Raw genomic sequence first — 16,532 nt, forward strand, 5'->3', positions numbered from 1 at the left:
CCGTGGTTAGTGAAGGATCACCGGCTGATGCATCAGGCTGTCGAACTGGCCGAGAAATTCGTCGACTTCGTCCAGCGACGGTTCTTCTTCGATCAGCTTCTGGACGTGCTCGCGAAAACGCGCGGCCATAGCACCGTCAATGTAGATCTCACGCTGCAAGTTCTTGTCGACGATCTCGTAGCCACCCGACTTCATGGCCAGCAGACCTTCCTGCGGCGGAAACTCGACGACACAATAGTTGGGGCTGTTGTAGATCATTTGCATGGCGACACTCCTTATTTCCGTTGGCTCCTGGCCGTTTCTGCGCCATACGTGGAGCGTATGTTGTGGAATTCAAGGGGTGGGTCCGGATAGACGCTTGTAAAAGTTCCGAACCTACCGGTTAGACCGGCCTTTCAAGAAACGTTTCAAGCAGTGCAGCAAAACGGTGAGATTGCTCGATGGGCGCGAGGTGTGCGGCGTCGAGAAGGTCGAACTGTGCGCCTTCGATGGCATCTGCTATTGCCTGCGTAGCAGCAGGTAACGTGCCCGAGTCGTGGCGGCCCGCCACAGCGAGAGTTGGGCAACGGATGCTTCCCAGCTTACTGCCTATGTCGAAATCGCGCAGCGCTTCGCACGCCATTGCGTAGCCTTCTGGCAACGTATGCGCGAGCACGTCGCGAATCTGTTCGACTGCTTCGGGATGCGCGGCCTGAAAGTCGGGCGTGAGCCACCGGTTCATCGTCGAGGACAGCAGCGCGGCCATGCCATCGCTGCGCGCCGCATGGGCGCGCTGGTCCCATACCGCGCGGTTTTCCGGCAAAGTGCCGCTCGTGCTGTCGGCAATTGTCAAACTGTCCACGCGCGAAGGCTGGTTTAGCGCGAACTGCTGGGCGATCATGCCGCCCATCGACATGCCGACCAGATGCGTCGTCGGCGCACCGAGCGCATCGAGCAGCGCGGCGAGATCGTCTGACAGATCGCTCACGCCGAACCGTTTATCTGATAGGGCCGTCTCGCCGTGGCCGCGCACGTCGTAGCGCAGCACGGTGTAGTCGTCGCGGAAATAGCCGGCAAGCTGGTCCCAGACGGACAGGTCGCCGCCGAGTTGATGAATGAACGTCAGCCACGGGCCGCCGCCCTCATTGCTCAGCACGTAGCGCGTTTCGATTCCATTGATGTTCACTTGCATGCGGGCTCCTTAAAGGGAACGCAGTGGAAGGGTTCGTTCGCGCCCGCCGTGTGTTGCTTCGGCCGTATACGCGGCAGCCACGCGAACTGTTGCAGCAATGCGTGCGAGTCAGCGTTGACGCTGAAGTTTCGGCGATCTTTGGAAGACCCTGCTCATCAAAGGGATGTCAGGGCTTGATGACGCCTGGCCCGGTCGAATCGACCGGCGAAGCGGGCGTGACGCCGGGCGTAGTTGCCGATGCGTCGGCGGCCTGTGGGTTGGCCGAATTGTCCGGCGAAGAAGGGGAGCCCGCGGCTGCGCCGTTGCCATCAGCCGAGCCCGTGCTGTCGAGATCGAGCTTGCCGTGCCATAACAGCTCGAATTGCGTGCCGTTCGGTTCCGTTTGCACGATGCGCGCCGGCAGCCAGCCGAGCGACGGTGCGAGCCACACGTCGATGCGGCGCATATCGCCATCATGGCGAGGCAGGCGTTTGAAATGACGCGCGTCGAGAAAGCCTTCGGTGGTGCGGATCGTTTCGTCGCCGATCGTCTCGACCGGCCAGTTTTCGCCGCTGTCGTTATCGACCACGAAGAACTGCCGTGTCACGCCAGGCTTGTAGGCGGCCGGATCGCCGCGCACGAGGCTGGCGAGCTGCATCACCATGCTGAAGCGGTCCTGGGCGCCGTCTGGCAACGGCAGCGAGGCAGGCGTGCGCGTGAACGCGATCTTTTTTTCGTTGCGATTGAAGATCGCGATGTCTTCCGCGCGACGGCCGCGCTTTTCGACGTACTGGTCCGGCGCGAGGCCGAACGCGTCGATGCGGCCATGGCTCGAATAGACGAAGGGGCCGACGAAAGGCACCGGCACCGAGACAATCATTTCGTAGCTTTGCCCGTTGCTGGTCCAGTGGATCGTACCGGGCGGGTTGCGCACGCCGTTGTAGAACGTGTCGTACTGCAATTCGCCGGATGGCGGGACCGAAAACTTCACGCCAGTCGACGCTTGCGGCGCGCTGGCCGCGGCGGGTGCGCTGGCTGCGGCGGTGGCGGCCGCATTGGCCCCAGCGTTCGCATCGGGTCCGGGCGTCGCGGCCGGCGGCGCACTGGCCGCCGCGTCCGATGCCGCTACAGCCGGCGGCGCGGCTTGCGTGGCCGGCTGTAGCGCGGTCAGCACATGCTCGCGCGGCGGACTCGCGACGGCCTTGCGCGCCGGCGCCGGGGCAGGCTTGGGCGGCGCGGCGGCGGCGGGTTGGGTGTCGATCCGCTCGGGCGTCAACAGCGCAACTTGCACCGGCACGCGCCCATGGTCCGCAGGATTTAGGGTCGCGCGGTTGCGCTCGAACCACTGCGCGGCGATCCAGTGCACAACGGCCACCGCCGCGAGTACCGCAAGCCACCGCCATGTGCGCGAACCATCGCGCGGCCCGTTGGGCGGCGGTCGATTGGTACGGCGTGTGGTGGAAGCAGTGGCCATCGGCGATTGAATGTGTGGGACCGAAAGGGTTGGGATTGCTGAGCGTGGCGCGCTTGCAGCGGTTGCCCGCAAAAGCCGCCTGATCCGATGCGCTAGCACGTGATCGGGCGCGTGATCTTGCCGCGAACGGTTTCGACCGCCTGGTCACGCACGATGTTCCGCGCCGGCGAAAACGCGCGCAAGCCAAACGTTTGCACGGCACGTACTGCGTAGTGCCGCCAGCTTCAAGTTTCAACGCCTTTGACCGGGGCGCGACCGCGACTCAATCCGCGTGACGCGGCGCGGCACTATACCCCAGCTCGTACGAAAGCTTTTCCGCGCATTCACGCAGCGCCCTGTCCATCTCGCCGCCCCAACTGATATCGAACACGCCTTCCTGACCAAGCGTGACGAGCCCGAGCGCGAGTTCGCCGGTTGAGTCGAACACAGGCATGCAGAACGCGTGGATGGTCGGCAGCAACATTCCTTCCACGCGCGCGGCCTGGTGCTCGCGCACCTCGGCCAGAACCTTGTCCACCTCCTCACGCGTGCGCGGGCCGCTCATGTGTGACGAGCGACGTGAGTCGGCCAGTTCGCGCTCGAGCATCGCGGCGGTCTTGCTTGCCGGCAGATACGCGGCGAACAGCAGGCCGGTGGCGGAACTGAGCAGCGGCATCACGTCGCCCAGTTTCAACGATGCCTTCTCCGGATGGCTCGATTCCATCCAGTGGACCATGGTCGGCCCCTGATTGCCCCATACCGCGATGCCCACCGTCAGATCGAGCCGGTCGCGCAGTTCGGCGAGCGCGATACGCGCGAGCTTCACGCCATCGACGCGCGCAAGCCGCGCGAGCCCCAGTTGCAACGCGAAGCCGCCCAACTCGTAGCGGCCCGACAGCGGGTCCTGCGCGACCACGCCGAGGCGCAGGAAACTCACCAGATAGCGATGCGCTTTCGCCGGACTCATGCCGGCGCGTTGCGCAAGATCGCGCAGCATCATGGCGCGCGGTTCGCGGGTCAGCACGTCGAGCAGTCTGAAACCGACCTCGATCGACTGGATGCCCGAGCGCAGTTTCTCTTCGCCAGCCTCGATGCTTTCGTCGTCGGCTTCGCGGACGTCGAGCGGTTCAGCGGTGGCGTTGTCGGCGGAGGGGCGGATCGCGCCGGAGCGGGCAGTTGAGGGCATGAGCAGGGCGCATCGAGCGCGTTCAAAAAATGACGGAAAGAAATGAGTGGCTGCGCGTGACAAGGGGGCTTGCAAGCGGGCTTACACGCGTGGTCAACAACCAGGGTTGGCAAGCGCAGCCGCGCAGCGACACTCGCGAGCGCGCCTGCCATCACGCCTGGCAACGCACGACTCGTAGCCTGCGCGCCGCAGCCGCCTCTACCCGCACAGGCCCTCGTCCACTTGGGTCACGCCGATTCACCATCGTAGAATAGATTCCCTCTATCGTCACTAACACGGTTCACTCCTCTATGAAACTTGCCACGCTGAAGGACGGCACGCGCGACGGCCAACTGATCGTCGTGTCCCGCGACCTGCACACCGCGGGCATCGCCGACGCGATCGCGCCCACCATGCAGCGCGTGCTCGATGACTGGGCCTTCTACGCGCCGCAACTGCAGGACCTGTACGACGCGCTCAATCAGGGCCGTGCGCGCAACACCTTTTCTTTCGACGCGAAGGAATGCATGGCGCCGCTGCCGCGCGCGTTTCAATGGGCCGACGGCTCGTCGTACGTGAACCATGTCGAACTGGTGCGGCGCGCGCGCGGCGCCGACATGCCGCCGGAATTCTGGACCGACCCGTTGATGTACCAGGGCGGCAGCGACGACTTCATCGGTCCGAAAGACGACGTGGTGTGCGCATCCGAAGCGTTCGGCATCGACTTCGAAGCGGAAGTCGCCGTGATCACCGCCGACGTGGCAATGGGCGTCACGCCCGACCAGGCGCTCAGAAGCGTGCGTTTGATCACACTCGCCAACGACGTGTCGCTGCGCAATCTGATTCCCGCCGAACTCGCGAAGGGCTTCGGTTTTTTCCAGAGCAAGCCGGCCACGTCGTTCGCGCCAGTCGCGGTCACGCCCGACGAACTGGGCGAGCATTGGCGCGAAGGCCGCGTCCACCGGCCGATGATCGTGCACTGGAACGGCAAAAAGGTCGGCCAGCCGGACGCTGGCACCGACATGGTGTTCCACTTCGGCCAACTGATCGCGCACGCGGCGAAAACGCGCAACCTGCGCGCCGGGGCGATCGTCGGCTCGGGCACGGTGTCGAACAAGGACGCGAAGCGCGGCTACTGCTGTATCGCCGAGAAGCGCTGCCTCGAAACCATCGAGCACGGTGCGCCGCAAACCGAGTTCATGAAGTACGGCGATGTCGTGAAGATCGAAATGCTCGACGACGCGGGCAAGTCGATTTTCGGGTCGATCGAGCAGGGCATCGCGCCGCTGGATTGAAGTTGGGCTTGAGGCCGGGTTTGAAGCTGGCTTGTCGGGCGCAACGGGGCATGCGACCGGTGAGCGCATCCGCGCGAACCTCGACGCAAACCCTCGTACGGGCGAAAGGGTTTCGCCCGATGCCGCCGCCCCGGCGCGCGGCTACACTGACTTGCGCGGCGGCAGGGCCGGGGTGGCTGGCCGCTGGGTGTTGGAAAAACCCGCTTCAGACCCGTTGAAACCCAAGACCCGAGACCCGCGACCAGCGGGCCGTGAGCGGGCATCGGCAGTCCATCAAAACGAAAAACCGACGTGAGGAGACAGCATGCCGCGATTGGAATCTCTTGAATCTGGAAACGTGCGCGCGAACGCGAGTGCGGGCCTGCCGCGCGGCCGGCTCGCGCGGCGCGCCGCCACGCTGTGCGCGGCGCTCGCTTGCGCATTGCCCCTGATGGCGTCCGCCCAGGTCAAGATCGGCCTCGTGCTGTCGCTCACCGGACCGGCCGCGTCACTCGGCATTCCCGCACGCGACACGGTCGCGTTGCTGCCCAAACAGATCGGCGGACAGACCGTCGAGTACATCGTGCTCGACGACGCCTCCGACACCACCCAGGCCGTGCAGGACACCAAGAAGCTGATCTCCGAGAATCACGTCGATGCGATCATCGGTTCGTCGATCACGCCGAATTCGCTGGCGATGATCAACGTGGTCGCCGACGGTCAAACGCCGATGATCTCGCTGGCGTCGTCGGCGAAGATCATCGAGCCGGTCGACGCGAAACGCCACTGGGTATTCAAGACGCCGCAGACCGATGCGATGATGGCCTCGGCGATCGCCGAACACGCGAGCACGCACGGCGTCAAAACCATTGCGTTCATCGGCCAGGCCGACGCGCTCGGCGAGACCTTCTACGCCGAAGTCGCGAAGTTTGCGCAACTGCATCATATGGACATGGTGGCGAGCGAGCGCTTCAATCGCACCGATCCGAGCGTGACCGGCCAGGTTCTCAAGATCCTCGCGACCCATCCCGATGCGGTGGTGGTGGGCGCCGCGGGCACACCCGCCGCGCTGCCGCCGAAGACACTGCGCGAACGCGGCTACAAAGGGCTGATCTATCACAATCACGGGGTCGGCAATAACGACTTCCTGCGCGTGTGCGGCGCCGATTGCAACGGCACCTTCCTGCCCGCGAGCCCGGTGCTGGTCGCCGCGCAATTGCCGGCGGACCATCCGGCCAGGCGCCTCGCGCTCGACTACATCGCGCGCTTCGAGGCGCTGCGCGGAGTGGGCAGCGTGTCGGCGTTCGGCTCGTACACCTCGGACGCGGGTGCGTTGCTCAACCAGGCCGTGCCGATCGCGCTGAAGGCGGGCGCGCCGGGCACGCCGGAATTTCGCCGCGCGCTGCGCGACGCGCTCGAAGCGACGCATGGACTCGCGGACACCAACGGCGTGGTCAACATGAGCGCCACCGATCATCTCGGGCTCGATCAACGGGCGCGCGTGATGGTCGAAATCAGGAACGCGAAGTGGGTTTATCAGCCGCGTTGAATGCGCAGCCCATGCGCTTGCCGGCCTGGCCCCGGTTCAACCGGCTCAACCGCCGCAGCAACATACGGATTGCTTATCATGTCTCACGCACCATACAGTAACGACGCGTATTACGCGCACTACCAGTCGCTCCAGTTGCATCGTCATCCGCATGGCGTGCTCGAAGTCGTGATGAGCGGCGAGGGCGCGAACAAAAGCGGGCTCGCCACCGCCAACGCGCGGATGCACTTCGAACTCGCCGAGATCTGGCGCGACATCGACCGCGATCCCGACACGCGGGTCGCGATCATTCGCGGCGCGGGCAAGGGCTTTTCGGCGGGCGGCGATCTGCAACTGGTCGAGGACATGGCGACCGATTTCGACGTGCGCGCGCGCGTGTGGCGCGAGGCGCGCGATCTCGTCTACAACGTGATCAACTGCAGCAAGCCGATCGTTTCGGCGATGCACGGTCCGGCGGTCGGCGCGGGACTCGTGGCGGGGCTGCTCGCCGATATTTCGATCGCGACGAAGGGCGCGCGGATCATCGACGGGCATACGCGTCTGGGCGTCGCCGCCGGCGATCACGCGGCGATCGTCTGGCCGCTGCTGTGCGGGATGGCGAAGGCCAAGTACTACCTGATGCTGTGCGAGCCGGTGAGCGGTGAAGAAGCGGAACGGATCGGCCTGGTGTCGCTCGCCGTCGATGAAAACGATCTGCTGCCCAAGGCATTCGAAGTCGCGCGCAAGCTCGCCAATGGTTCGCAAACGGCGATCCGCTGGACCAAGTACGCGTTGAACAACTGGCTGCGTTCGGCGGGGCCCGCATTCGATACGTCGCTCGCGCTGGAATTCATGGGTTTTGCCGGGCCGGACGTGCGCGAAGGCGTGAACTCACTGCGCGAGCGCCGCGCCCCCGATTTTGGTGCAACCGACCCGTGGCGCGAACCGCCGCAGCAACCGCCGGGGAATGGTGCAAACAACAGCCCCGACAACGGCGCCGACAACGGCGCAGCGAGCCACGAGCGGCCCTGACGCCGTGTTCCGCAAGGTATGATCGACTCAACAGCGCGCGCATCGCGCTCACTCCTTCCCCTTATGCAGCGAGGCGACAAGCATGACCGACACGACTGATTCCACGCCGCCGTTTCCCGGCTTTCCGGGTTTTCCGCCCGCTGAAATACTCGATCAGATGTGGGGCATGATGCGGCTCTCGCCGTTCGGTTCCGCGCTCACCGGCGCGCAATCTGGCGGCAGCCTCGGGCCGTCGCTGTCGATGATGTCCGACATGATGGCGCCGCTCACCAACATCGAAGAACTCGACAAGCGCATCACCGACATGCGCGCGGTCGAACAATGGCTAAAGCTGAATCTGAGCATGCTGCAGTCCGCGATCCAGGCGCTCGAAGTGCAGCGCGCGACGCTCGCGGCACTGCGCGCGTTCGGCGCGTTCGCGCAGTCATCGATGGCGCAGCCGGCTGCGGTGCCCGCCGCGCCGAGTCCGGCGCCGGCGAGGGGCTGGCCGCATCCGGCCGCTCCGGCCGCGCCAAGTGCCGCGTCGCCGGAAAGCGCCGCGCCGCAAGCGGACAACGAGGCTTCAGCCGGGAACGGCGAGGAAGAGACGCCCGCCACGCCCGCGTTCGACGCGTCCGCATGGTGGAACCTGCTGCAATCCCAGTTCAACCAGATCGCCCAATTCGCGGTGACGCAACCGTCAGTGGCTGTGGCCGCAGCGGGTGGACGGTCGGCAACGGACGCCGCACAAGATGCGGCGGGCGCGCCGCCGGCGGGCAGTTCGGCGGCTGGCGCCTCGCCTGCGTCGACCGACGACGCGAAGGCCGCCACGAAACGACCGGCTGCGAAGCGGGCGCCGGCAGCCGCCAAGCGCGCGGGTAGCACGAGCGCGAGCGGTTCAGGCTCGAAAAAGTCCACTTAACGGCAGGAACGAAAGTCAGAACGAAAAGCGGGGGAGCAAGCCATGCAACCGCACGACTCGAAACGATAAGTTGGCCGCGTGTCATGGTTTTGCCCCCGTTTGTCCGCGACACTGCGCGGATCGCGCGATGTGTTGAAAAATGTCAATCAACTAGCGCATTTGCGGCCGTTGTCGCGCGGGTTGGGACAAGTCAGCGTGCTATCATTGTGTAAGCTTAATTTGGCTTTTGGGCGTGCGCTGAAAAGAACCACTCCAGCCGCCCTCGCTTGATTCGACGCCGGGAATCACCGGCGCAGGGCTGGACGGTGCGGGTTTTCATCGCAAACTGGCTCGACCTCAGGCATAGGGTATCCCTCACCCACGGTTGGCCGCCCAGCGCATAACTTATCCAGAGTTGACCGCGCTGGCGCACGCGCCCGGACTTCTTTGCTGCCCGGTGCATCTGGGCAGCCGATTACCGCGTAAAATTGAACGCTTGGCCGACAGACGGCGTTTTTCGTTCGTCGTGAACAAGAATTGCGACACGTAGTAGTGACAGACACAGACAGTATGCGCAGAACAGGGGTGGGACTATGAACACCATGCTTTATCCGGAACTTTATAAATCGCTCGAATCCGTTCGATGGGACATGGAGAAAGACATTCCCTGGGACAAGTTCGATGCATCGCTATTGACCGACGAGCAGGCCGCGACGATCAAGATGAACGCGATCACCGAATGGTCGGCGTTGCCCGCCACGGAAATGTTTCTGCGCGACAACCATCACGACAGCGATTTCTCCGCGTTCATGAGCGTGTGGTTCTTCGAAGAACAGAAGCATTCGTTGGTGCTGATGGAATATCTGCGCCGCTTCAAGCCCGAACTGTGCCCGACCGAAGAAGAACTGCACGCGGTGCGCTTCGAGTTCGATCCGGCGCCGCCGCTCGAAACGCTGATGCTGCACTTCTGCGGCGAAATCCGCCTGAATCACTGGTACCGCCGCGCGGCCGAATGGCACACGGAGCCGGTCATCAAGCAGATCTACGAAACCATTTCGCGCGACGAAGCGCGGCATGGCGGCGCGTATCTGCGCTACATGAAGAAAGCGATGGCGCAAACCGGCGACATCGCGCGTGCTGCGTTTGCGAAGATCGGCGTGCTGATGGCATCGGCGCGCCGCACGGAAAAGCCGCTGCATCCCACCAATCTGCACGTGAATCAGGCGCTGTTCCCGCGCGACACGATCCAATCGCGCCTGCCGGACCCGGAATGGCTCGAACGCTGGCTCGACGAGCAGATCCGTTTCGACGACGGTTGGGAAAAGAAGGTGGTCGAGCGCATTCTGCACAATCTGTCGATTCTGTTCGAGCGCACGTTCAATACCGCGCAGGAATTGAACCGTTATCGCAAGGAAGTGGTGACGCGCTTGCAGGCGGAGCAGAAGTCGGCGGAACAACTGGCTTGAGGCGATTGATGCGGGTGAGTTCGCGCGATGGGTGCGGGAACTCAGGCCCGCTTCGGCGGCCGCGCTGAGCAAGGTTTTTGCGGTTTCAGAAAACGGTCCGGCAGGCGTGAGCTTGCCGGACCGTTTTGCTTGATGGCGTGCGCCGTGTATCGTGACGGCATTTTCTCTCTTTCTTCCGCTCTGTGATGGCTGCTACTTTCGAACGCAAAATTCTTACGCGCGATGCACTGGCGAAACTGCGTCCGTCGTTGAACGCGCCAGTCGTGTTCACCAACGGTGTGTTCGATATCCTGCATCGCGGGCATGTGACATATCTCGCCGATGCCAAGGCCCTGGGCGCCTGTTTGATCGTCGGCGTGAACAGCGATGCTTCGGTGCGCATGCTCGGCAAGGGCGACGACCGGCCGATCAACAACGAAGCCGACCGGATGGCGTTGCTGGCGGCGCTGGAGAGTGTCGACTACGTGGTGTGCTTCGGCGAGAAGACGCCTGTCGAGTTGATTTCGGCGCTGCGGCCGGACGTGCTGGTCAAGGGCGGCGACTACGATATGGACGCACTGCCCGAGTCGGCCATCGTGCGCGGCTGGGGCGGCAAGGCGCTGGCCATTCCGTTCGAGCATGATCGCTCGACCACCGCGCTGCTAAAGAAGGTTCGTGCGCAAGGCTGATTAGCCGCCGCTGCGGACGTGCTGTGGCGATGTCGTCACGTCGTCATCTAGAGGGGAGCCCGAGGCCGGGCGTGCCACGCCGCCCGCTCGAACCTGGCCGCGCATGCCTCGTTACTGCGGCAATTCGGATGCCGCGATCGGCGCTGCCGGCGCCGGACCACCGACCACCGGCTGATCGGCCGCTTGCGCAGTCGCGACCGCTTGCACTTTCAACCAGTCCGGGTGAACTTCGCGATTCAGGTGCACAGGCTCACGTCCTCCGGCGGTGGGCGGGGGGCCGAAAACGCCGCGCACCGCGACGAATGCCAGGATGTTGGCAAGTAACAATATGGCGATCGGCCAGCGAAGCATTGTCGGTTGTCCCCGTCGAGAAAAAAGTAAGCCGCTGCCGTCCGCAGGCCGCGACTCAGACGCCGTGTTGTGTCGCGCGTTCGGCGGCGATCAGCGCCAGGCCGGACAGCACGAGCGAATCGTGGCGAGTATGCGGTACTTTGAGCGCGCTCGCCACTTCGTCCACCGCGCCGCCGCCGACCACCAGCCGCACCGGCACCTGCCACTCATCCCGCAAGTCGCGCCAGGTCCGCTCGATCAAACCCGCTTGTGCCAGCGTGCAACCGGCGGACAAGGAGCGCGGCGTATCGGTCGCGAAGAACGGGCCGCGGCGCGACGCGTCGGGCGCACTGCCGTCATCGAGCAGGCCGCGGGCCGCGGCGGCGTCGAGCGTCGGCAGTTGCGCGGTGTGCTCGCCGAGCGAACGCATCATCAGCGTCCAGCCAGGCGCGATCAGACCGCCGACAAAGCAGCCGTCCGCCCGCAACGCCTCGAGCGTGGTCGCCGTGCCGAACGTCGCGATCAGCAGATGTTCGCCGGGAAACGCCGCGTGCGCGCCGATCATGCCGGCCCAGCGGTCGCTGCCGAGCGCCTGCGGCGTGGTGTAGCGATTGGTCACGCCGCATTGCTGCGCGCGAGCGCGGATCGTCGTGAGCGGCAATTGCGGCCAGTGCGCGTCGAGCAGCGCCGTAATCCGGGCGGCCACGCCTTCGCCGGCGACGTTGGACAACCAGGCGCCGACGGGCGTCGGCAAGCGCGACCAGTCGGGTTGATCGGCGCCGCCATGCGTGACATGGGTGAGCGCGCCGGCCGCGAGCTGCGTGCCGTCGGCTCGCACCAGTGCCCACTTGATCCGGCTATTGCCCGCGTCGATCAGCAGATGAGGCGCGCCGCTCGTCATGCGGCACCGTCGGACAGGCGCAGCGAGACGTCGCCGGTCGCAATGGTCTGGCGGCCGCTGGCGGTATCGAGCAGCAACTGGCCGCGCTCGTCGACGCCCGACGCCACGCCGCGCGTCAGTTCCTCGCCTTGTTCCAGTAGCACCACTTCGCGGCCCGCGTACGCATGTACGGCGTTCCAGCGCGCCTGGAAGGGCGCGAAGCCTTCCGCGCCGAAGCGTTGCAGCGCCGGTTCGAGCGCGTTCAGTTCGGCGGCGAGCGTGTCGGTCAGATTGGCGTTGGGCAGCGCCCGTTGCAGCGCGGTCGGCACGGTGCCGCGCGCGTGCGGCGGTGCGCCGGCGTTCAGCGCGCCGACCTTGGCCGCCAGCTCGTCGGCGCCCTTCACATTGGTGCCGATGCCGATCACCACGGCGCTCGCGTCGTCGGTGCTCCACGCGGTTTCGATCAGGATGCCGGCCAGCTTGTCGCCTTCGAGCAGAACGTCGTTCGGCCACTTCAGCGCAATCTGGCCAGGGCCGGCGACCGGCAGCGAGCGCAGTGCGTCGACCAGCGCGACCCCGACGGCGAGACTCAGGCCCGCCAGCCCTTCGAGCGGACGCGGCAGCACGCACGCGACCGAAAACAGCAGCGCATTGCCCGGCTCCGCATACCATGGACGGCCCCGACGGCCACGGCCGGCGGTTTGCAGATACGCGACCCGCACGATCGGCCGCGGCAGCGCCCCGGCTCGACGCGGCAGCGCCTTCACGCGCGCCATCAGGTCGGCGTTGGTCGAGCCGGTTTCCTCGACGATTTCGATCGGCCAGTCATGCGCGTGCGCGCCGAACAGCGCGACGGCGCGCTCGCGGTCGATGCGCCAGTCGGCGCCCGTTGCAGCCGCGGGCGCGGCCTGGGATGGAGTCTTGGAAGCGTTCATAGCGCATATTGTAGCGACAGCGAACTCCCTGAGGTTTCGAGCACGGCCTATCCGCCGCGCGTTCGCTACAATGGCCCCTAAACCGATAACCAGATTCTCGCGATCCTTGAACTACGACACTCCGCCTGGCCTTGAAGTCGTGGCCGGCAGCCAAGGCAAGATCGTCCGGCTCTCGGGCCAGTGGACGGCGCTCGCGCTCGCGCGCGACCGCGACACTGGGCATGTGATCCCACTGCTGCGCTCGCTGACGGGCGCCGAGGGCATCGGCCAGTGGGACCTGTCGCGGGTCGACCGGATGGATCACGTCGGCGGCCAGGCGCTGTGGCGCGTGTGGGGCCGCAGGATGCCGCCCGACACCACGCTCAACGATACGCAGCGCGACATCTTCGAGCGCATCGCGTTGCTCGACACGGTGCGCGAGAAGGCCGAGCCGGTGGTCAAGTACGACCCGTTCACGCGCCTGGGCCTCGGGATCTTCTCGTTCTTCGAACACCTGTACGGCGGCGTCGCCATGCTCGGGCGCGTCGTGCTCGATCTGCTGGCGATCCTGCGCAAGCCGAAAATCACGCCGTGGACCGAAATCTCGGCGAACATCTACAACGCCGGCGCCCGCGCGCTGCCGATCACCGCGCTGGTCGCGTTCCTGATCGGCATCGTGCTCAGCTATCTGTCCGCGCAGCAGTTGCGGCTCTTCGGCGCCAACCAGTTCATCGTCAATATTCTCGGGCTGGCGGTGATCCGCGAACTGGGCCCGGTGCTCTCGGCGATTCTGGTGGCCGGCCGCTCGGGCTCGGCGATCACCGCGCAGATCGGCGTGATGCGCGTGACCGAGGAACTCGACGCGATGCGCGTGATGGGCATCCCGCATGGCTTGCGCCTGATCCTGCCGCGCGTGGTCGCGCTCGGCGTGGCGATGCCGCTGCTCGTGATGTGGACCAACATCATCGCGCTGACGGGCGGCGCGCTCGCCGCCAAGATCGTGCTCGGCATCGACATGAGCTACTTCGCGCGCGCGCTGCCGGGCGTGGTGCCGATCGCCAATCTGTGGATCGGCCTCGGCAAGGGCGCCGCGTTTGGCATGCTGATCGCGATCGCCGGCTGTCACTTCGGCTTCCGCATCAAGGCCAACTCGCAGAGTCTCGGCGAAGGCACGACGACCTCGGTGGTGACTTCGATCACCATCGTGATTCTCGCGGACGCGGTGTTCGCGATTCTCTTCCAGAAAGTGGGGCTCGGATGATCGCGCCACTCACCCAGGCCGTGCGCGGCCAGCCCGTGCCATCGATCGCCGAGCCGGTGATCGAGGTGATCGACATCACCAAGCGCTACGGCCGCAACATCGTGCATCAGCATCTGAGCCTGGACGTGCGGCGCGGCGAGATCGTGTCGATCGTCGGTGGCTCGGGCTCCGGCAAGACCACGCTGATACGGCAGATTCTCGGCCTGGAGCGGCCGTCGTCCGGCACCATCAAGCTGTTCGGCGAGGACCTCGCGACCGTCTCGCCGGAAACCGCGCTGTTGATGCGCAGCCGCTCCGGCATGCTGTTTCAGCGCGGCGCGCTGTTCTCGTCGCTGTCGGTGTTCGACAACATCGCGCAGCCGGTGCGCGAACTCGGCACGGTGCCCGAAGACCTGATGCGCGACATCGTGATGCTCAAGCTCGAGATGGTCGGCCTGCCGTGCAAGCATGCGTCGAAGATGCCGTCGGCGCTGTCGGGCGGGATGATCAAGCGCGTCGGCATTGCTCGCGCGATCGCGCTCGAACCCGAACTGCTGTTCCTCGACGAACCGACCGCCGGGCTCGACCCCGAGGCATCCGATGAATTCGTCGAACTGATCTCCGCGTTGCATCGCGCGCTGGGTTTGACGGTGGTGATGGTCACGCACGACCTCGACACGATGGTGGCGCTGTCCACCCGCGTCGCCGTGCTGGCCGATCGCAAGGTGCTGGTCGCCGCGCCGGTCGAAGAGGCGGCGGGCGTCGATCATCCGTTTATCCGCGAATATTTCCTCGGCCTGCGTGGGCGCCGCGCGTTGCAGGCGCTGCCGCCGGAGCGCCGCGCGAAGCTGCCGCGCGCGGCGCTCGCGCCGGCGTCGTCCGAATTGCCGCTGTGAACCAGGAACACTGACAATGGAAAACAAATCGCACGCCTTCTGGGCCGGACTGTTCACGATCGTCCTGCTGCTGGCCATCGCGGTGGCGGCTTTTCTGTTCAACGTCGACCGTTCCGTGCGGGTGCCCTACGATCTGATCGCGCGCACCAACGTGACCGGGCTCTTTGCCGATGCCGCCGTGCGCTATCGCGGGCTCGACGTCGGCAAGGTGCAGTCGATCAAATTCGATCCGAGTCATCCGGGCCAGATTCTGGTCCGCATCCTCGTCGATACGCGCGCGCCGATCACCCATTCGACGTTCGGCAGCCTGGGCTTCCAGGGGGTGACGGGGATCGCCTTCATCCAGCTCGATGACAACGGGCGCGATCCGCGGCCGCTGCCGTCGTCGATTCACAATGTGGCGCAGCTGCCGATGCGCCCCGGCCTGCTCGACCAGTTGCAGCAGCGCGGCGACATATTGCTGCGCAAGCTCGAAAAGGTTGCCGACGACGTGAACAATATGCTGTCGCCGGAGATGGCCGCGCAGTTGCGGGGCACGGCGGCGAGCCTGCAGAAAGCCGCCGACGGCGTCGCCACGCTGACCCAGCAGATCGCGCCGGCCACCGCCAAGCTGCCCGCGACGATCGATCAACTGAATCGCACGCTGGCATCGACCAACCAGCTGGTCACCGGCCTGAACCGCCCGAACGGCCCGTTGGAGACCAACCTGAACAAGGTCGGCACGGCGGCGCAGCAGGCCGGCGAAGCGCTCACGTCGATGAACGGCACGTTGCAGGAGTTGTCGGCGCGGGTCGGTTACGACACCTTGCCGCGCGTCAACTCGCTCGCGGAGGACGTGCGTTCGGCGGCCCGCTCGGTGGACCGCGCGGCGGACACGTTCAGCACCAGTCCGCGCAGCGTGCTGTTCGGCGCGCCGGCTGCGGCGCCCGGCCCGGGCGAGGCCGGCTTCACGTGGCCCGCCGCCGGCGCCGCGCGCTGAATCCGAAGGTTTGAAGAAAGGAACGTTCTCATGTCACGCTCGATTCAACGGTTGTGGTCCTCGGGCGCCGCTGCGGCGGTGCTGCTCGCGTTCGGCGTGCTGGCTGCGGGTTGCGCGGGCAGGTCCGCGGTGGTCTCGGACATTCGCTACGATTTCGGGCCGCCGGGCGCGGTGGCGTCGGCAGATTCGCTGCCCGCCGTGAAGGTGCTCGACGTGACCGCGCCCCCGGTGCTTGAGTCCGACCGGCTCATCTACCGGCTCAGCTACGTCGACGCACAGCAAACGGCGTCGTACGCGAACAGCCACTGGACCATGATGCCGTCGCAGTTGCTGACCCAGCGTCTGCGTGGCGTGCTCGGTTCGCATGGCACCGTGTTGACGGGCGCCGACGGCGTGGCCGCGCCGGTGCTGAGAGTCGATCTGATGGAGTTCGAACAGGTTTTCGACAGCCAGATGGAAAGCCACGCGGCGATCAGCGCGCGCGCCACCCTCACGCGTAGCGGCAAGGTCGTCGGCCAGCGCACGTTCAGCACGCGCGCGCCTGCCGCTTCGGCCGACGCGCTCGGCGGCGCGCGCGCGCTCGCCACGGCCAGCGACGATCTGGTCGCGCAGATCGCGGCGTGGCTCGGCGCGCAGGCGACGGTCGCCGCGCAATGACCGGCCGGCAGCGCACGCAA

At 65.8% G+C, this 16,532-nt stretch carries 17 protein-coding genes; 10 read left to right on the top strand and 7 right to left on the bottom strand.

The window, feature by feature from the left end:
- Window positions 1-6: 6 nt before the first annotated feature.
- The 4 genes from PQR02_RS19930 to PQR02_RS19945 form a co-directional block, all read right to left on the bottom strand.
- A complete protein-coding gene (locus PQR02_RS19930; RefSeq protein ID WP_149668579.1) occupies window positions 7-264 on the bottom strand; it encodes a BTH_I0359 family protein in 258 nt (85 codons plus the stop codon).
- 118 nt (window positions 265-382) lie between these two features.
- Complete coding sequence (locus PQR02_RS19935) at window positions 383-1,171, bottom strand: alpha/beta fold hydrolase (RefSeq protein ID WP_408234584.1); 789 nt, start codon at window positions 1,169-1,171, stop codon at window positions 383-385.
- A gap of 166 nt (window positions 1,172-1,337) precedes the next feature.
- Complete coding sequence (locus tag PQR02_RS19940; RefSeq protein WP_408234587.1) at window positions 1,338-2,624, bottom strand: DUF3108 domain-containing protein; 1,287 nt, start codon at window positions 2,622-2,624, stop codon at window positions 1,338-1,340.
- A 262-nt stretch (window positions 2,625-2,886) separates the two neighbouring features.
- Window positions 2,887-3,789 carry an IclR family transcriptional regulator gene (locus PQR02_RS19945; protein ID WP_408234590.1) on the bottom strand — a complete coding sequence of 301 codons (903 nt, stop codon included), beginning with the start codon at window positions 3,787-3,789 and terminating at the stop codon, window positions 2,887-2,889.
- A 290-nt stretch (window positions 3,790-4,079) separates the two neighbouring features.
- Between PQR02_RS19945 and PQR02_RS19950 the strand changes: the two genes are divergently transcribed.
- The 6 genes from PQR02_RS19950 to rfaE2 all read left to right on the top strand — a co-directional run bounded on the left by PQR02_RS19950 (window position 4,080) and on the right by rfaE2 (window position 10,616).
- On the top strand, window positions 4,080-5,063 hold the full coding sequence (locus tag PQR02_RS19950) for a fumarylacetoacetate hydrolase family protein (protein WP_408234593.1): 984 nt from the start codon (window positions 4,080-4,082) through the stop codon (window positions 5,061-5,063).
- A gap of 304 nt (window positions 5,064-5,367) precedes the next feature.
- Window positions 5,368-6,591, top strand: coding sequence for an ABC transporter substrate-binding protein (locus PQR02_RS19955; protein ID WP_408234596.1), 1,224 nt, complete (start codon window positions 5,368-5,370; stop codon window positions 6,589-6,591).
- Window positions 6,592-6,669: 78 nt separating this feature from the next.
- Window positions 6,670-7,602, top strand: a complete 933-nt coding sequence (locus PQR02_RS19960) for an enoyl-CoA hydratase/isomerase family protein (protein WP_408234599.1) — start codon at window positions 6,670-6,672, stop codon at window positions 7,600-7,602.
- Between the two features lie 82 nt (window positions 7,603-7,684).
- The gene (locus PQR02_RS19965) at window positions 7,685-8,503 is read left to right on the top strand and encodes a PhaM family polyhydroxyalkanoate granule multifunctional regulatory protein (protein WP_408234602.1); all 819 of its coding nucleotides are present in this window, start codon (window positions 7,685-7,687) and stop codon (window positions 8,501-8,503) included.
- A gap of 572 nt (window positions 8,504-9,075) precedes the next feature.
- The gene (locus tag PQR02_RS19970; RefSeq protein WP_408234605.1) at window positions 9,076-9,948 is read left to right on the top strand and encodes a ferritin family protein; all 873 of its coding nucleotides are present in this window, start codon (window positions 9,076-9,078) and stop codon (window positions 9,946-9,948) included.
- 185 nt (window positions 9,949-10,133) lie between these two features.
- Entirely contained in the window at window positions 10,134-10,616 is a 483-nt protein-coding gene (gene rfaE2 / locus PQR02_RS19975) for a D-glycero-beta-D-manno-heptose 1-phosphate adenylyltransferase (protein ID WP_408234607.1), read from the top strand.
- Between the two features lie 111 nt (window positions 10,617-10,727).
- Here rfaE2 and PQR02_RS19980 read toward each other — a convergent pair whose 3' ends face one another.
- The 3 genes from PQR02_RS19980 to PQR02_RS19990 are packed head-to-tail and all read right to left on the bottom strand — an operon-like array spanning window position 10,728 to window position 12,761.
- Complete coding sequence (locus tag PQR02_RS19980; protein ID WP_408234610.1) at window positions 10,728-10,967, bottom strand: hypothetical protein; 240 nt, start codon at window positions 10,965-10,967, stop codon at window positions 10,728-10,730.
- Window positions 10,968-11,022: 55 nt separating this feature from the next.
- Window positions 11,023-11,847: a type III pantothenate kinase gene (locus tag PQR02_RS19985; protein WP_408234613.1), complete on the bottom strand. Its 825-nt coding sequence runs from the start codon at window positions 11,845-11,847 to the stop codon at window positions 11,023-11,025.
- A complete protein-coding gene (locus PQR02_RS19990) occupies window positions 11,844-12,761 on the bottom strand; it encodes a biotin--[acetyl-CoA-carboxylase] ligase (protein ID WP_408234616.1) in 918 nt (305 codons plus the stop codon). The genes PQR02_RS19985 and PQR02_RS19990 overlap by 4 nt, the downstream gene beginning before the upstream one ends.
- A gap of 106 nt (window positions 12,762-12,867) precedes the next feature.
- Here PQR02_RS19990 and PQR02_RS19995 point away from each other — a divergent pair, with 106 nt between their 5' ends.
- The 4 genes from PQR02_RS19995 to PQR02_RS20010 are packed head-to-tail and all read left to right on the top strand — an operon-like array spanning window position 12,868 to window position 16,512.
- Window positions 12,868-14,001: an MlaE family ABC transporter permease gene (locus tag PQR02_RS19995; protein WP_408234619.1), complete on the top strand. Its 1,134-nt coding sequence runs from the start codon at window positions 12,868-12,870 to the stop codon at window positions 13,999-14,001.
- Window positions 13,998-14,876 (top strand): ABC transporter ATP-binding protein, encoded by an 879-nt coding sequence (locus PQR02_RS20000; RefSeq protein WP_408234622.1) that lies wholly within the window; start codon window positions 13,998-14,000, stop codon window positions 14,874-14,876. The genes PQR02_RS19995 and PQR02_RS20000 overlap by 4 nt, the downstream gene beginning before the upstream one ends.
- A 16-nt stretch (window positions 14,877-14,892) precedes the next feature.
- Window positions 14,893-15,855: an MlaD family protein gene (locus PQR02_RS20005; protein ID WP_408234625.1), complete on the top strand. Its 963-nt coding sequence runs from the start codon at window positions 14,893-14,895 to the stop codon at window positions 15,853-15,855.
- A gap of 30 nt (window positions 15,856-15,885) precedes the next feature.
- The gene (locus PQR02_RS20010; protein WP_408234628.1) at window positions 15,886-16,512 is read left to right on the top strand and encodes an ABC-type transport auxiliary lipoprotein family protein; all 627 of its coding nucleotides are present in this window, start codon (window positions 15,886-15,888) and stop codon (window positions 16,510-16,512) included.
- The last annotated feature ends 20 nt before the right edge of the window (window positions 16,513-16,532 follow it).

The sequence above is a fragment of the Paraburkholderia sediminicola genome, from assembly GCF_046026895.1.
GTDB classification, from domain to species: Bacteria; Pseudomonadota; Gammaproteobacteria; order Burkholderiales; family Burkholderiaceae; genus Paraburkholderia; species Paraburkholderia sediminicola_C.

What these genes read in the sequence shown, in the direction of transcription:
- PQR02_RS19930 (WP_149668579.1), bottom strand. Translation starts at nt 264, where the DNA reads ATGCAAATGATCTACAACAGCCCCAACTATTGTGTCGTCGAGTTTCCG.
- PQR02_RS19935 (WP_408234584.1), bottom strand. Translation starts at nt 1,171, where the DNA reads ATGCAAGTGAACATCAATGGAATCGAAACGCGCTACGTGCTGAGCAAT.
- PQR02_RS19940 (WP_408234587.1), bottom strand. Translation starts at nt 2,624, where the DNA reads ATGGCCACTGCTTCCACCACACGCCGTACCAATCGACCGCCGCCCAAC.
- PQR02_RS19945 (WP_408234590.1), bottom strand. Translation starts at nt 3,789, where the DNA reads ATGCCCTCAACTGCCCGCTCCGGCGCGATCCGCCCCTCCGCCGACAAC.
- PQR02_RS19950 (WP_408234593.1), top strand. Translation starts at nt 4,080, where the DNA reads ATGAAACTTGCCACGCTGAAGGACGGCACGCGCGACGGCCAACTGATC.
- PQR02_RS19955 (WP_408234596.1), top strand. Translation starts at nt 5,368, where the DNA reads ATGCCGCGATTGGAATCTCTTGAATCTGGAAACGTGCGCGCGAACGCG.
- PQR02_RS19960 (WP_408234599.1), top strand. Translation starts at nt 6,670, where the DNA reads ATGTCTCACGCACCATACAGTAACGACGCGTATTACGCGCACTACCAG.
- PQR02_RS19965 (WP_408234602.1), top strand. Translation starts at nt 7,685, where the DNA reads ATGACCGACACGACTGATTCCACGCCGCCGTTTCCCGGCTTTCCGGGT.
- PQR02_RS19970 (WP_408234605.1), top strand. Translation starts at nt 9,076, where the DNA reads ATGAACACCATGCTTTATCCGGAACTTTATAAATCGCTCGAATCCGTT.
- rfaE2 (WP_408234607.1), top strand. Translation starts at nt 10,134, where the DNA reads ATGGCTGCTACTTTCGAACGCAAAATTCTTACGCGCGATGCACTGGCG.
- PQR02_RS19980 (WP_408234610.1), bottom strand. Translation starts at nt 10,967, where the DNA reads ATGCTTCGCTGGCCGATCGCCATATTGTTACTTGCCAACATCCTGGCA.
- PQR02_RS19985 (WP_408234613.1), bottom strand. Translation starts at nt 11,847, where the DNA reads ATGACGAGCGGCGCGCCTCATCTGCTGATCGACGCGGGCAATAGCCGG.
- PQR02_RS19990 (WP_408234616.1), bottom strand. Translation starts at nt 12,761, where the DNA reads ATGAACGCTTCCAAGACTCCATCCCAGGCCGCGCCCGCGGCTGCAACG.
- PQR02_RS20000 (WP_408234622.1), top strand. Translation starts at nt 13,998, where the DNA reads ATGATCGCGCCACTCACCCAGGCCGTGCGCGGCCAGCCCGTGCCATCG.
- PQR02_RS20005 (WP_408234625.1), top strand. Translation starts at nt 14,893, where the DNA reads ATGGAAAACAAATCGCACGCCTTCTGGGCCGGACTGTTCACGATCGTC.
- PQR02_RS20010 (WP_408234628.1), top strand. Translation starts at nt 15,886, where the DNA reads ATGTCACGCTCGATTCAACGGTTGTGGTCCTCGGGCGCCGCTGCGGCG.